This is a genomic window from Streptacidiphilus monticola (genome assembly GCF_042658505.1).
GTDB classification, from domain to species: domain Bacteria; phylum Actinomycetota; class Actinomycetes; order Streptomycetales; family Streptomycetaceae; genus Streptacidiphilus; species Streptacidiphilus monticola.
Genome location: NZ_JBHSQJ010000099.1, coordinates 47,135 through 62,087, shown reverse-complemented (window position 1 = coordinate 62,087; position 14,953 = coordinate 47,135). Strand labels below are relative to the sequence as shown.

Here is a 14,953-nt window from a genome sequence, read left to right as displayed (position 1 = left end):
CCGCCTGTGCCGCCGCGGTGGCCTGGTTGGCCGCCGCCGTGGCGTTGTCGGCGTCGGTGGTGGCCTGAGCCGCTTCCGCGTCCGCCTGGTCGGCCGCGGAGCGGGCCGCCTGGGCGTCGGACTGGGAGGCGTGCGCGTCCGCGTAGGCGTCCGCGGCCTGGGCCTTGGCCGCGGCGGCGGCCTGGGTGCGGGCCGCGTTGATCGCCTGCTGCCGGGCCTGGCCGGCGGCGGAGTCGGCGGCCTCGCCCGCCTGCCGCTTGTCGGCGGCGGTGGCCCCGGCGCTCTGCGCGGCGGCCAGGGCGGCCTGGGCCGCCTGGTCGTCCTGTTCGGCGGTGGCCTGGTCCTTCGCGGCCGTGGCCTCGTCGGCGGCCGCCTCCTGCTTGTCCGCCTCGGCCTTCTGCTGCTCTGCCTGGGCGGCCAGCAGCTTGGCGTGGGCGGTCGCCGCCGCCGACTTGGCGGTGGCCTCGGCCTGCTGCGCGGTCGCGAGCGCCTGCTGCGCCTTGGCCTTCGCCGCGGCCGCGTTCTTCGCCTGCAGCGCGGCACCCGCGGCTGCGGCCTTCGCCTGGTTGTCCGCCTCCTGCGCGGCCGCCTGGCGGAACGCCGCCTTGGACGCCAGACCCAGGGTCTGCGCCTTGGCCTGGAGCGCCTGGCTGTCGGTGGCGGCGGCCGTGGTGGCGTCGTAGGCGGTCTGGGTCGCCCCGACCATGGCCTGGATGGCCGCCGCCGAGGCCATGGTGACCTGGGCCTCCTGCTGTGCGGCCAGCAGCCCGCGCCCGCGCGGGGCGCCGATCGCGTCCGCGGCGGCGTACGCCTGCTGCTCCGCCGTGGTGGTGGCGGAGGCGGCGGCCTGAGCCGCCGTCAGCTGCTGCTGGACGGTGGTCAGCTGGGCCTTGGCTGCTGTTTGAGCCGCCGTCAGGGCGGCCTTGACCTGGGTGAACTGCTTGGACGCGTCGCGGTAGTCCAGGCTGTCCGTTCCGGTGCCGGTCCCGGCGTTGTCCTGCGTGGCCACGAACTGCTGGGCAGCCGCTGTGGAGCAGGACACCGCCGTCGCCGCCGTTCCGCCGGTGGCGGAGCCGAAGTTGACGCACTGCTTGGTGCCGACGTTGTAGAGCCGCGTCACGCCGCCGGTGGTGGTGTACTGCCAGTGCTCCGCGGCGGTGTTGTTGCAGGTGTACTGCTGGACCTTGCCGCCGGTGGCGTACAGGCACTTGCCGCTCGCCACGTTGACCAGCGCGCCGTCCAGCACCGTGCCGCTGCCCGGCTTCCACTGCATGGAGTTGCTGGTGGTGCAGGTGCTCGCCTGGATCGGGCCGCCGTTGGTGGTCGAGCTCTTCGGGTCGTCCAGGCACAGCGTGGTGCCGGACTTCAGCTGGAACTTGATGGCCCCGGCACCGGCCGAACCCTGGCCGCCCGGCTGCCAGTACGCCTCCCAGCGGGCCAGGTGGTCCGCCAGCCAGGACTGGCCGAGAGCCTCGCCGAAGGCCTGCGCCGCCGTCTCCAGTGCGGCGGTCGCCTTGGCGTTGGCGGCCAGCAGCGCGTCGCGCTCGGGCTGCCGGGCGGCGACCTCCGCCTGCCACTCGGTCGCGGCGGTCTGCACCTCCGGCCCGAGCACGTTGTCCGGGTCCTCGGGGTTGCGCCACTCGCAGGACGCGAAGCGGGACTTGAGGTCCTCGACGGCGACCCGGAACTCGACCGTGCCCGGGTCGGGCGCGGTGCGGGGGAAGCCGCCGCCCTCGAGCAGCAGCCGGGTGTCGTCGGCGAACAGCCCGTGCATGAACGTCATGTCCTGCCAGGCGCGCCACTCGTTGTACTCGCGCTCGAAGTTCGGGTCGTTCCCGTTCGTCGGCTCGGGGTAGAGCGCGTTGCCGAGCGCGGTGGCGGCGTCCGCCGACGTCTTGCCCGCGAGCGGGGTCGGGTCGGCGTAGACGGCGCTCTCGCTGGCCCAGAACTGCTGGGCCACCCACGGGCTGAGGCCCACGGTGTCGAAGAAGCCGGGGTTGGGCGCCCAGCGGAAGTCGGCCACCGAGGAGAAGCCCGCGTTCGGCACGACCAGGCTGGCGAGCGGCTGCTCCCAGGTGGTGTGCCGGCCGGCCAGCTCGTCGAGCTTGGCCGACTGGGCGTCGTGGTCCTTCTTGTAGGCCGTGGACAGCGGGGTGGTGTCCCAGTAGTCCGCGGCGGCGGCCGCGTGCAGCGCGGCGGGGTCGCCGTCCAGGCCCTGGGCGGCGACCTGCTTCATCGCCGGACCGCCGAGGCGGAGCACCGTGGAGAGCAGGCACTCGTCCTGCCGCTGCTGCTGGGCGGCGCTCGCGTCGTAGGTGGAGGTGCCCCCGGCGTCCGCGGGGCTCTGGGTCGCCGCGAGGGCGGGGAGTTGGCCGAGGCCGAGCGACGCGGCCACGACGAGCGCGCCTGCGCCGAGGAGACGGCGGAGCCGTCCCGGGTACCGGCTCCGGGCCGGTGGTGTGCTGGGGCGTTTCATGAAGTGCTGTTCGTCCCGTCGCCAGGGCGCGCGGGCGAGGCGCGTCGCCCCCCACGCACGCCGACCAACGGGTCCTCGGGCACAGTGCACCCGTGTCCCGAGCCCCCGTCACTGCTGCCACCCCTACTCGTGGGTATGGCGGTGCTCAGCATGTGCATGGAAATGTGTGAGGTCAACTCACATCAGTGGGGTGCGCTGGGGCGAAGGGAGCAAAGAGGGCACCCAAGTGCCGCTTTGAGGAAGTGATCTGACGGATTGTCCGGTGACGCAGATCACTTCCCGTTGCTCTCGTCCCCGGCGGTGGACCAGCGTCGCCCGGGGGCCTGCGCGACCAAGCGCTCCAGGTCGGCGTCCAGGGGCACGCGAGACGAAGTCGGGCCGGGTTCGGCGGCCCGGGCCGCGACCGCGGCCGGCGCCGGGGCGGGGCCTGCTGCCGACCGTTTCCTGCGGGTCGCGGGGCCGTGCTGGACGGGGTGCTGCCGCGATCGGGCTGGAACCGGCCGGACCCTGCCCGGGCGGCCTTCCCCGATCGGGCTGAGGCCGCCCAGGCACGTCCGGACCCTCACCCGAGCAACTGAGGCCGCCCGGCAACGTCCGGACGTCTCAGGCCAGTTGGGCCGCCTGCAGGCCGGCGTACAGGCCGCCGCTGGCCAGCAGTTCGGCGTGGCTGCCGATCTCGCGGATCTCGCCGCCGTCCAGGACGACGATGCGGTCCGCGCCCCGGATGGTGGACAGCCGGTGCGCGACGATGAAAACCGTCCGGCCGCGGACCAGTCGGGCCAGCGCCTGCTGGATCAGGTGCTCGGAGCGGGTGTCGAGGGCCGACGTCGCCTCGTCCAGCACCAGGACCCGCGGATCGCGAATCAACGCCCTTGCGATGGCCAGGCGTTGGCGCTGACCGCCGGAGAGCCGGGCGCCGCGCTCGCCGAGGACGGTGTCCAGGCCGTCCGGCAGCCGTTCGACGAAGTCGAGGGCGTTGGCGTCCGCCAGGGCGCGGCGCACCGCGGCGTCGTCCGCGTCGGGCAGGCCGTAGCCGACGTTGTCCCGGACCGTACCCTCGAAGAGCAGCGACTCCTGCGGCACCACGGACACGAAGCGGCGGTAGCTGCGCAGGTCCAGCTCCGCCATGTCCTGACCGTCCAGCAGGATCCGGCCGCCGGTCGGGCGGTGGAAGCCGAGGATCAGGTTGAGCACGGTGGACTTGCCCGCGCCGGACGCGCCCACCAGTGCGATCGTCTCCCCGGGCCGGACGTCCAGGTCGAAGCCGCGCAGCGCGGGCGCGTCGGCGTCGGGGTAGCCGAAGTCCACGCCCTCGAAGCGGAAGCCGCCCGCGACGGCGGCGACCCGGGCCTTGCCGTCGTTGTCCTCCAGGTCCGGGGCCTGGAGCACCTCGCCGACCGAGCGGACCGACTCCAGCGCCTTGCCGACCTGCGGAGCCAGCGTGAGCAGCGCGGTCACCGAGCCGGTCAGCGAGGTGAAGTAGGCGCTGAGCATGACGACATCACCCGGGGTGACGCCGAACCAGCGGTAGTACGCCGCGAGCGCGGCGGCCGCCAGGCAGCCGACGCCGAGGGCGTTCAGCAGGATCCAGGCGAGCGAGCCGAAGCGCCCGTTGAGCTGGTCGAGGCGCAGCCCCTCGGCGAGGACCCGGCCGAGGCTGCGGTCCACGCGGCCGAGGGCGGCGCGCTCCAGGCCGTGCGCCCGCGTGATCGGGATGAGGCTGGTCATCTCGCTGACCCGGGAGGAGAGTTGCTCGACCTCATGGCGGAAGGACTCGTTGCTGCGGCGCAGCCGCTCGCGCAGGCGTACCACCAGCAGGCCGGCGGCCGGGACCAGGACCAGGAAGACGGGCAGGAAGGCGGGCGTCTGCAGCCCGATGACGACCAGTCCGCCGCTGAGCGTCGCGACGGCGGCGAGCCCGCTGTCGGCCGTCTGCTGCAGTGCGGTCTCGATGCCCTCGACGTCGCGGATCACCTTGGCGTGCAGCACGGCCGAGCTGACGCGCGCGTGGTAGCCGATGGAGAGCTGCTGCATCCGCAGGCAGAGCGCGGAGCGCAGCCGGGTGCCGGTGCGGCGGATGGAGCCGTGCATCCAGCGGACGTAGAGCAGGTGCAGCGGCAGGTTGAGCAGCAGGATCACCAGCAGCGCGGCGGCGTTCCACCACAGCCGGGCGACCGGTTCGCGGTTGACGACGACGTCCACGATGTTCGCGGTCACCAGCGGCAGCAGCCAGACCGGGCTGTGCTTGCCGAGGAACGCGACCGCGGCGCCCGCGAGTTGGGGGCGGTCGGCGCGGAAGAGGTAGCGGAGGGTGCGGACGGGGTGCTCGCCCCGGTAGCGGTGGTCGAGCGGATTCTGCGGCAGGGCCATGGCTCCGTAGTCTTCCCCGCCCCGGGAGCGGCGCGCACGCCGGTTTCGGCAGTCGGACGCGCCGTGCAAGCGGCTTGCGGGATCGAGCAAGCGGAACGCGGGATTTGCAGCAAGCGGCTGGAGGGCGGAGCGTCACCGCCGATGGGAGCGTTCGTGCAGGTGGAAGCTGGATTCGGGGGAGTGACCACCGTACTGGGAGGCGCGGGCGAGAGTCGACCTTTTGCAAATTCGGCGCGCAAATTAGCAATATCTGCCACGGATATTGCGCAGCTCTGCCTCAGGCAATACGGTGCCGACCGCGCAGCGCCACCCCAGCCGCGTCCGAAGGAGCATCAGTTGTCCAGACCCCCACGGCCCTTCCGCACCCTGAGGCGAGCCGTCGCCACCGTCGGCAGCACCGCGCTGCTGGCCGGCGCCGGTGTGCTCGGCCTCGTCGCCGCACCCCCGGCCTTCGCCGCCACCGCCACCGGCGGCAGCGGCGCGAGCCTGCCCTACGCCGAGGTCCAGGCGGAGAACGCCAGCACCAACGGCAGTGTCATCGGCCCGAGTTACACCCAGGGCCAGCTCGCCGACGAGGCCTCCTACCGCAAGGCGGTGACCCTCCAGGGCACCGGCAAGTACGTCAGCTTCACCACGCCCGTCGACACGAACTCGATCGACTTCCGCTACAGCATCCCGGACACGTCGAGCGGCTCGGTCTACACGGCCCCCCTCTCGCTCTACATCAACGGGGTCAAGCAGTCGGACTTCACCCTGACCAACGCGTACAGCTGGTACTACGGCAGTTACCCGTTCACCAACACCCCCGGCAGCAACCCGCACCACTTCTTCGACGAGACGCACCGGCTGTTCTCGCAGACCTATCCGAAGGGCACCACCTTCACGCTGCAGGTGGACTCCGAGGACACCGCCTCCTCCTACACCATCGACTTCGCCGACTTCGAACAGGTAGGCGGCGCGCTGGCGCAGCCCGCGGGCTCGGTCTCGGTGACCGACAAGGGCGCCGACCCCACCGGCGTCAACGACTCCACCAGCGCCTTCAACGCGGCCATCGCGGCGGCGGGTTCGGGTGGCACCGTCTGGATCCCGCAGGGCACCTTCAAGATCCCGGGCCACATCGCGGTCAACAACGTCACCATCGCGGGCGCGGGCATGTGGTACTCCACGGTCACCGGCGCGGCCCCCGGCTTCTACGGCAACTCCGCCCCGAGCCCGAGCACCGGGGTGCACCTGCAGAACTTCGCCATCTTCGGCGACGTGCAGGAGCGCAACGACGGCGCCCAGGTCAACGCGGTGGGCGGGGCGATGAGCAACTCGACCGTCTCGAACCTGTGGATCGAGCACCTGAAGGTCGGCGCCTGGATGGACGGGCCGATGGACGGCCTGACCTTCAGCGGCATGCGGATCCGCGACACCACCGCCGACGGCATCAACTTCCACGGCGGCGTGACCAATTCGAAGGTCACCAACAGCGACCTGCGCAACACCGGCGACGACGGCATCGCCACCTGGGCCGACTCCAGCATCGGCGCCGACGCCAACGACACCATCTCCAACAACACCGTCCAGCTGCAGATGCTCGCCAACGGCATCGCCGTCTACGGCGGCCACGACAACACGGTGACCGGTAACCTGGTCCAGGACACCGGCATCACCCAGGGCGGCGGCATCCACGTCGGCCAGCGGTTCACCTCGACCCCGGTCGGCACCACGACGATCTCCAACAACACGCTGATCCGCGACGGCAGCCTCGACCCCAACTGGCAGTTCGGCGTCGGCTCGCTGTGGTTCGACGGCAGCCAGGGCGCCATCACCGGCCCCATCAACGTCAGCAACGCGCTGATCGAGCAGAGCCCCTACGAGGCCGTGCAGTGGGTCGAGGGGACCATCAGCGGCGTCAACCTCAACAACGTCACCATCGCGGGCACCGGCACCTTCGCACTGCAGGAGCAGACCGGCGGAGCGGCCAGCTTCACCAACGTCACCGCCACCGGCGTCGCCCAGGCCAACGCCGGCAACGCGCCAAGCTACAGCTGCGAGGGCGGCAGCTTCGCCGTCACCGACGGGGGCGGCAACTCGGGGATCACGCCGACGCAGTGCAACGGCTGGCCCGCACCCGTCTTCCCGCCCTACCCCGCCACCGGGGTGACCACCAGTCCCAGCGCGCTCAACTTCGGCTCGGTGGCCCAGGGTTCGACCAGCCCCGCACAGACCGTCACCGTCACCAACCCGACCGGCTCGGCCGCGGCCGTCTCCTCGGTCACCGCGAGCGGCGACTTCGCGCAGACCAACACCTGCGGCAGCTCGATCCCGGCCAACGGCTCCTGCACGGTCTCCGTCACCTTCTCGCCGACGGCGGCCGGGTCCCGCTCCGGCACGCTCACCGTGACCGCGGGCGGGGTCACCAACACCGTCGCCCTGTCCGGCACCGGCACCGCCCCGGGCCCCGTGCTCGGCGCGTCCCCCGCCTCGCTCAGCTTCCCCGCCACGGTGGTCGGCTCCGCCGCGGCCACCCAGACCGTCACGCTCACCAACACCGGCACCGCCACGGCGACCGTCTCCGGGATCACCGCCTCCGGCGACTTCAGCCAGAGCAGTTCCTGCGGCAGCATCGCCGTCGGCAGCTCCTGCACGGTGACCGTCGGCTTCAAGCCCACCGCCGGCGGCTCCCGCACCGGCTCGCTGAGCGTCACGTCCAACGCCAACAACAGCCCGACCACCGTCGCCCTGTCCGGCACCGGGATCGACAGCAGCACCAACCTCGCCGCGGGCCGGCCGGCCTCGGCCAGCTCCAGCAACGGCAGCTACACCCCCGCCAACCTGACCGACACCGACGCCTCCAGCTACTGGGAGAGCGCCAACGGCTCCTTCCCGCAGTGGGCACAGGTGGACCTGGGCCAGAACTACAGCGTCGGCAAGGTCGTGCTCAAGCTCCCGCCGGCCACGGCGTGGGCCACCCGCACCGAGACGCTGTCGCTGCTCGGGTCCACTGACGGCAGCACCTTCTCCACCCTGGTCGGCTCGGCCGGCTACACCTTCGACCCGAACGCCAACTCCAACACCGTCACCATCACGTTCAACGCCGCCACCGCCCGGTACGTGCGGGCCGACATCACCGCGAACACCGGCTGGGCCGCAGGTCAGCTCTCCGACTTCGAGGTCTTCCCGGCCGGCGGGGGCGGCGGCTCCAACTCGGCCAGCCTGAGCGCCAGTCCGACGTCGCTGACGTTCGGCAGTCAGAACCAGGGCACCACCAGCGCGGCCAAGTCCGTCACCGTCACCAACTCCGGCACGGCCACGGCGACGCTCAGCGGCGTCTCGGTCACCGGTGACTACGCCCAGACCAACAGCTGCGGGTCCACCCTGGCCGCCGGCGCGTCCTGCACCGTCAACGTCACCTTCAGCCCCACCGCGACCGGCACCCGCACCGGCACGCTCACGGTGACCAGCAACGCCGCCAACAGCCCCACCACCGTGTCGCTGACCGGCACCGGCGCCACGGCGACCGCCACCAACCTCGCGGCGGGCAAGCCCACCAGCGAGTCCAGCCACAACGACGTCTACCCCTCGTCCAACGTCACGGACGGCAACCAGAGCACCTACTGGGAGAGCGCCAACAACGCCTTCCCGCAGTGGGTCCAGGTCGACCTCGGCGCCGCGAACAGCGTCAGCCGCGTCGTCCTGGAACTCCCGGCGTCCTGGGGAGCGCGCTCGCAGACGCTGACCCTGCAGGGCAGCACCGACGGCAGCACCTTCAGCACGCTGAAGGCCTCCGCGTCCTACACCTTCGACCCGACCGCCAACAGCAACACCGTCACCATCACCTTCCCGGCCGCCTCCGCCCGGTACGTTCGGGCCACCTTCACGGCCAACACCGGCTGGCCGGCGGGGCAGGTCTCCGAGTTCCAGGTCTGNCGGCGGTGCCGCCGCAGGAGTGCCTTCCTGCGGCGGCACCGCCGTGCCCGCCGTGCCCGCCGTGCCGGCCGTGCCCGCCGTGCCGGCCGTGCCCGCCGGGCTGACGGGGCGTCACCCGCCGTCGAAGCTGGCGAAGTAGGCCGCGGCCATGTCCTCCCGGCCGTGGCCGAGTCCCGAGGCCCGCTCCATCCGCTCCGCGGTGGCTTCGGCCACGTCGAGCCGCGCGCCGTGCTCCCGGCCCGCCGCCGCGATCAGCCGGGCGTCCTTGGCGGCGGTATCCACCGCGAACTGAGGCGGCGTCAGGCGGTCCTCCAGCAGCATCGCCGCCTTGGTGCGCAGGTAGCCCATGTCCAGCGGCCCGCCGCCGACCGCGTCCAGGAACGCCTGCGGGTCCACGTCCAGCGCCTTCGCCAGGGCGAGGCTCTCGCCGACGGCGGCGGTGACCGCCAGCACCCAGCTGTTCGCGACCAGCTTCAGCCGCGTCGCGGAGCCGCCGCCCGCGTCCTGGCCCGTCCACACGGTGCGCGCGCCGACGGCGTCCAGCACCGGGCGCACGGTCTCGCGGACCGCCTCCGGGCCGGCGGCCAGGACCAGCAACTGCCCCGTCTCGGCGGGCTGCCGGGTGCCCAGCACCGGTGCGTCCAGGAGGACCAGGTCGTGCTCGCGGGCGAAGTCCGCCAGCTCGTGCAGGGCGGCGAGGCCGACCGTCGTGGACTGCACCCACGCGGCCCCCGGCCCCAGGCCCGGGGCGGCCTCGCGCATGGTCTCCAGCACGGCGGGCCCGTCGTGGACCATCGTCAGCACGACGTCCGCGCCGCGCACCGCGTCGGCGGGGGAGTCGGCGATCCGGATGCCGTCCGCGGCCAGCGGCTCCGCCTTGGCGCGGGTCCGGTTCCAGGCCCGCACCTCGAGGTCCGCGCGGGCGAGGTTGCGGGCCATGGCGGCCCCCATGATGCCGGTGCCGAGGACGGCGACGGAGAGTGTGTGCGACATGGTGTCAGTTTCCTCGTTACGGGTGGGCGTTGACGGGGGTACGGGTGTCCCGATTGTCCACGGTCTCACTCCCGGGCGGTGCCCGGACGGCGCGCCACGGCTTAACGGAGCCTCAGCCGCGGCCGAAGGATAGGTCTAGACCCTTGACGGGTTGACGCGTGCAGGCCATCGTCCGGAGCAGATCCCTTGCCCGTCCGTCGGTTCGCCCGAACGTCCGGAGGTCCGCCCGTGCACCGTCGTCCCCGGGGCCGCAGGAACGGTCTGCTCGCCCTCCTGCTGTCCGTCGTCCTCGTCCCCGTCGGCTTCGCCGCCCTCGACGGGCGCGCGTCCGCCGACGCGGTCAACCTGGTCGCCAATCCCGGCTTCGAGTCCGGCGGGCTCGCCGGCTGGACCTGCGACCCCGGCACCGCCACCGCCGTCACGGCCCCGGTGCACTCCGGGACGCACGCCCTGTCCGCCCTGCCGACCGGTTCGGTCACCGGGCGCTGCGCGCAGACGGTGGCCGTGCGGCCCAACTCCGCCTTCACGCTGTCGGCCTGGGTGCAGGGCTCCTACGTCTACCTGGGCACCGACGGCGGCGCGTCCACATGGACGCCCGCGGCGAACGGGTGGCAGCAGCTGTCGACCACGTTCACCACCGGAGCGAGCACCACGTCCGTCACGGTCTACCTGCACGGCTGGTACGGGCAGGGGGCGTACAGCGCTGACGACGTCGCGCTGACCGGGCCTGCGGGCGGGTCCTCGCCGTCGCCGTCCTCGTCCCCCTCGCCGTCCTCGTCGCCCTCCCAGTCAGCGTCCCCGTCCGCATCGGCTTCGGCCTCCGCGTCGCCGTCGCCCTCCAGCTCGCCGTCCGGCGGCGGAAGTTGGCACCCCGCCCACCTCGCCCTCGGGACCGTCTACACCCCGGGCACCACCGTGGACCCGTTCTTCACCACCCTCAAGTCCCATGGCGCACTGCCCGACTACGGCTACGAGTACCTCGTCGGCAGCGACCTCGCGAACTGGGCCGCCACCACGACGACGATGGTCACCCACGCCGAACAGTTCGGCATGACGCCGGTGCTGGTCGACTACGGCATGAACGGCAACATCGACGGAACCGGCGTCGACTACACCAACATGCAGGACAGCAGCTGGGTCTCCGGCTACTTCCAGGCGCTCCGGGCGGCCGCCCAGGCCGCCGCGACGGCCGCGCCCGGCAGGCCCGTCGGGTGGATCGTCGAGCCCGACATGCTCGGGTACCTGCAGCAGAACTACGCCTCCCAGTACGGCGGCGACGCCTCCCGCTTCCCGGCGGCCACCGGCGCCGCCTACAGCTCCGGCGTCCTCGCCGCCGGGACGGACCCCGCCTTCGGCAACTCGCTCAGGGGGCTGGTCGAAGCCATCAGCTACACCATCAAGAAGTACGACCCGAGCGCCTTCGTCGGCTGGCAGGTCAACACCTGGGCCGTGCGCGACGCCCTCAAGGACACCGACAGCCTCGGCTGGCAGGCCGGCCAGGCATCCGTCGTCAGCACCGCGAACCAGGTCGCGGCCTTCCTGCAGAGCGCGGACATCGGCTACCGCGCCGACTTCGTCGCCTTCGACCAGTGGGGCCAGGACTTCGGCATCCTGCGCGACCCCGACCCGGCCTCGGACATCCGCTACCTCAACGACGCGCACTGGCTGAACTACCTGCTCTACGTGAAGACGATCCGTCAGACCCTCGGCCTGCCCGCCGTGTTGTGGCAGATCGCGACCGGGCACCTGAACTCCACCCGGACCGCCAGCCCGACCTACTGGAACGCCTCCGGCACCTTCCCGGACCTGGACGACGTGTCGGCCAACCGCTTCGAGGACTCCGCGAGCACCTTCTTCTTCGGGGACTCGTTCACCGCCACGGGCAACAACCTCGCCTTCTACGGGAGCAACCCGGGCGCCGACCCGAAGGTCTCCGTCAGCGGTTCGACCGTCACCTGGGGCTCCCACATGCCGGAGGCCGCGGCGGCCGGAATCGTCGCGGTCCTCTTCGGCGCCGGCACGGGCACCGGTACGTACGGCGTGCCCGAGACGTCCGGGACGTACCAGTCGACGCCCAGCGACTTCGACTACTGGGTCACCCGGGCGCAGTCCTACCTGGCCGCGCCGACGCCGCTGCCCTGAGCCGTGCCGGGGCGGCCGGCCCGCCGCGAGGGCCCGCCGTCCCGGCTCCCCCGCAGTCCGGTGCTCAACCCACCAGCGCGTCCACGGCCTTGCGCAGGGCGGAGGGCTGCGTGGGCTTCCGCGGGGCGCGTTCCCTGGCCGCCTGCAGCTCCCGGCCGATCTCCTGGAGCTGCTTGCGGCCGAGCGCCGCGCGGACCTTGGGGAACCACTCGCCCTCCTCCTCGTCGATGTGGTGGTCGACGTTCTCGATCAGGACCGTCGCCTTGGCCTCGTAGTGCTCGTCGGTGGGCGCGAGGGCGGTCAGCTCCACGCACAGCACGTCCGCCACGTGGTGCTCCTCGAAGGACTCGAGGATGTCCTGCTCCAGGTCCGGCACGAGCTTGCGCACCTGCGGGTACATCACCTCGTTCTCGATGTAGGTGTGCACCGTGAGTTCTTCGATGATCTTGTCCACGAGCCTGCCGCGCTGCTCCGGCTCCTCGGCGGAGTGGAACTGGCGGAAGAGCTTGCGGACGTTCCGGTGGTCATCCTTGAGCAGGACGATCGCGTCGTCGGACATGGTGGGTGCTCCCAGGGCGTCAGGGGCCGGGTGCCGGCCGGTGGTCTGCGACGATTCGGTACCTCGTCTGCTCCGGCGTGTGCCCGTCGAGCGGCAGGTCACGCCGACCGGTCCGCCGCGCGGGTGGGTGGTGCGGCGTCGTGCGTCGTCTTCGGGGCAGGAGCACAGTGCCGTCCCGCACCGGGCACGCTGCCACCCCGAGGAGGAGGCTTGGTGACCACCCGCATCCGGCACGTCGTCAGGCCGGGGACCCGCCTGCACCGCGCACGGCGCCGCCTGCCGACCGCGACCGTGCGGGCGACCGCTCGCGGCGGCCGCGGTGGCGGCCGGTACCCCGAGGCCGCCCGCAGCCGGGTGCGCACGCGGCAGCAGCGCGAGGTGCCGCGCTCCCTCCAGGTGCTCGCCGGGTGGGCGTGGCGACTGCTGCTGCTCGGTGTCACCGCCTATGCCGCGTTCACGCTGCTGGCCCGGTTCCAGCCGATCGCCCTCGCCGTCTTCCTCGCGCTGATCATCTGCGCGCTGCTGCGGCCCGCCGCCGACCTCTACGCCCGGTGGCTGCCCCGTCGGCTGGCGGTGGTGCTGGCGTACCTCACCGCCCTGTGCGTCGTCGCGGGCCTGCTGTCCGCGACCGGCTTCCTGGTCGCGGGCGAATCCTCGCGCATCGCAGGGGAGTTCGACTCCGGGGTGGCCCGGCTCGAACGCTGGCTGGAGGGGCCGCCCTGGCACCTGCACCCCGGGGCCCTGGCGGGCCTGCAGCACAAGGCGACGGCCTTCCTCTCCGCGCACCGGAGCGTGCTGCTGCAGAACGCCCTCTCCAGCGCCTCGCAGGCGGTGGAGCTGCTCACCACCGCCGCGTTGGGAGTGTTCTGCTCGGTGTTCTTCGTGCACTCCGGCGAACGCATGTGGGCGTTCCTGCGCGAGCAGTTGCCCGCGTCGGCGGCGGACCGGTGGAACGCGGCCGGGGAGGCGGCGTGGCGGACCTTCGCCGGGTACACCCGGGGGATCGTCCTGGTGGCGGCGACCAACGCCGTGCTGGTCGCCATCGCCCTGTTCGCGCTGGGCGTGCCGCTGGCGTTCCCGCTCGCCGTCCTGGAGTTCGTGGCGGCGTTCGTGCCGCTGATCGGTTCGCCGTTCGCGCTGGCCGTGGCGAGTGTGGTGGCCCTGGCCACGCGTGGCCCGGCGGTGGCCCTGGCCGTGCTGGTGCTGATCGTGGTGATCGGTCAGATCGAGGGGCACCTGCTGCATCCGCTGATCATGAGCTGGGCCGTGCGGCTGCATCCGGTCGTGGTCGCCATCGCGGTCATCGCGGGCAGTATCGCGCTGGGCATCGTGGGCGCGGTGACGGCGGTGCCGGCCGTCTCGGTCGCCTGGGCCGTCGTGCAGGCGCTGCGCGCGAAGCCCCCGGGGCACGCGGAAGCGCCGGGGCGGCGCAGGTGAGGACCCGTCAGCTTTCCGTGTTGCCCGGCAGGTCGGGAGCCTCCGCGGCCTCCGAGCAGACCAGCCTGCGGCCGAGCAGCGCGCCGCCGAAGACGACGAAGCCCACGCCGATCAGCCAGGACTCGACGACGAGCACGGTGCCGACCACGCCGTAGGAGACGGCGTTGTCCACGATCATCCGGGAGAACACCAGCCCGGAGAACCAGCGCAGGCCGGCCAGTCCGCCGACGGTGAGCAGCGCGCCGGGCAGCAGGCGCAGCGCCGGCACCCGGCGGCCGAGCAGGAACGACTGCCCCCACCAGAAGAACACCAGGCCGGCGGCGAGGATGAGCACCACGCGCACGGCCGTCTGCGCCGTCCCGCCGTCGAGCAGGTCGCGGCTCTGAGCGACGGCGTACAGGTAGGCCGTCAGCACGGCGAGCCAGACGGCACGGCGGATGGTGCGGCGCCAGGCGTGCCGCCAGGGGCCGGCGGGCAGCTGCCAGACGCGCTCGTATCCGTTCTGGACCGCGGAGACGAAGGTGAGCCCGAAGACGGCGACGGCGGCGAGGCTGAGCGCGCTGGTGGTGGACAGCACCTGGTGCTGGGTGGCGAACAGGCGCTGCACGGACGCCGCGTCCTTGGACGGGAGGTCCATGCCGTCCACGACCCACCCGGCCAGGCCGTGCCGGTGGAAGGGGTCCGCCGCGGCGACCACGATCAGCAGCGGGACCAGCGTCACCAGGCCGAGGGCCGCGAAGCCCATGGAGCGGTGCAGCAGTTCGACGCGTTCGGCGCCGTGCCACAGGCGCTGGAACCAGTCGCCGACGGCGGCCGCGCGCCGGTGCGTGCCGCCGCTGGCGTCGCTGGCGCCGCGCGTGGCGTCGTGATCGGCGTCCGCCTGCGGTTCCGCCGTTCCGGGCGCCGGTGGACGCTGTTCGGGCCGGTGTTCGCGGGTCCCGCCCGGCCCGAGGGGTACGGAGGGGCTCATATCGAGTCTTCTGCCCAGAACCCGCGGAACCGACCCGGTTGCGGGGAGGTTCCCGGCCGGTTCCGCCCGGCGCCGGCCCGGCCGGCACCGG

The 14,953-nt window shown here is 72.8% G+C and carries 7 protein-coding genes and 1 pseudogene; 3 read left to right on the top strand and 5 right to left on the bottom strand.

Annotation, left to right across the window (positions count from 1 at the left end; all coding sequences use genetic code 11):
• Both ACFP3V_RS22860 and ACFP3V_RS22855 read right to left on the bottom strand, forming a co-directional pair.
• Positions 1–2,476, bottom strand: a 2,476-nt coding sequence (locus ACFP3V_RS22860; RefSeq protein ID WP_380586508.1) for an RICIN domain-containing protein, incomplete at its 3' end; no start/stop codon positions are given.
• A 603-nt stretch (positions 2,477–3,079) separates the two neighbouring features.
• Entirely contained in the window at positions 3,080–4,846 is a 1,767-nt protein-coding gene (locus ACFP3V_RS22855) for an ABC transporter ATP-binding protein (RefSeq protein WP_380586505.1), read from the bottom strand.
• Positions 4,847–4,987: 141 nt separating this feature from the next.
• Here ACFP3V_RS22855 and ACFP3V_RS22850 point away from each other — a divergent pair.
• Positions 4,988–8,740: pseudogene (locus ACFP3V_RS22850) on the top strand (choice-of-anchor D domain-containing protein); the annotation flags it as partial.
• Between the two features lie 132 nt (positions 8,741–8,872).
• Here ACFP3V_RS22850 and ACFP3V_RS22845 read toward each other — a convergent pair.
• Positions 8,873–9,754: an NAD(P)-dependent oxidoreductase gene (locus ACFP3V_RS22845; protein ID WP_380586552.1), complete on the bottom strand. Its 882-nt coding sequence runs from the start codon at positions 9,752–9,754 to the stop codon at positions 8,873–8,875.
• Positions 9,755–9,982: 228 nt separating this feature from the next.
• Here ACFP3V_RS22845 and ACFP3V_RS22840 point away from each other — a divergent pair, with 228 nt between their 5' ends.
• Positions 9,983–11,896: a carbohydrate binding domain-containing protein gene (locus tag ACFP3V_RS22840; RefSeq protein WP_380586502.1), complete on the top strand. Its 1,914-nt coding sequence runs from the start codon at positions 9,983–9,985 to the stop codon at positions 11,894–11,896.
• A gap of 64 nt (positions 11,897–11,960) precedes the next feature.
• Here the strand turns inward: ACFP3V_RS22840 and ACFP3V_RS22835 are convergent, their stop codons facing one another.
• On the bottom strand, positions 11,961–12,455 hold the full coding sequence (locus ACFP3V_RS22835) for a hemerythrin domain-containing protein (RefSeq protein WP_380586499.1): 495 nt from the start codon (positions 12,453–12,455) through the stop codon (positions 11,961–11,963).
• Positions 12,456–12,668: 213 nt separating this feature from the next.
• On the opposite strand from ACFP3V_RS22835, the gene ACFP3V_RS22830 reads away from it, so the two are divergent.
• Positions 12,669–13,892 carry an AI-2E family transporter gene (locus ACFP3V_RS22830; protein ID WP_380586496.1) on the top strand — a complete coding sequence of 408 codons (1,224 nt, stop codon included), beginning with the start codon at positions 12,669–12,671 and terminating at the stop codon, positions 13,890–13,892.
• Between the two features lie 7 nt (positions 13,893–13,899).
• Here the strand turns inward: ACFP3V_RS22830 and ACFP3V_RS22825 are convergent, their stop codons facing one another.
• On the bottom strand, positions 13,900–14,862 hold the full coding sequence (locus tag ACFP3V_RS22825) for a YhjD/YihY/BrkB family envelope integrity protein (protein ID WP_380586493.1): 963 nt from the start codon (positions 14,860–14,862) through the stop codon (positions 13,900–13,902).
• Positions 14,863–14,953 lie beyond the last annotated feature (91 nt).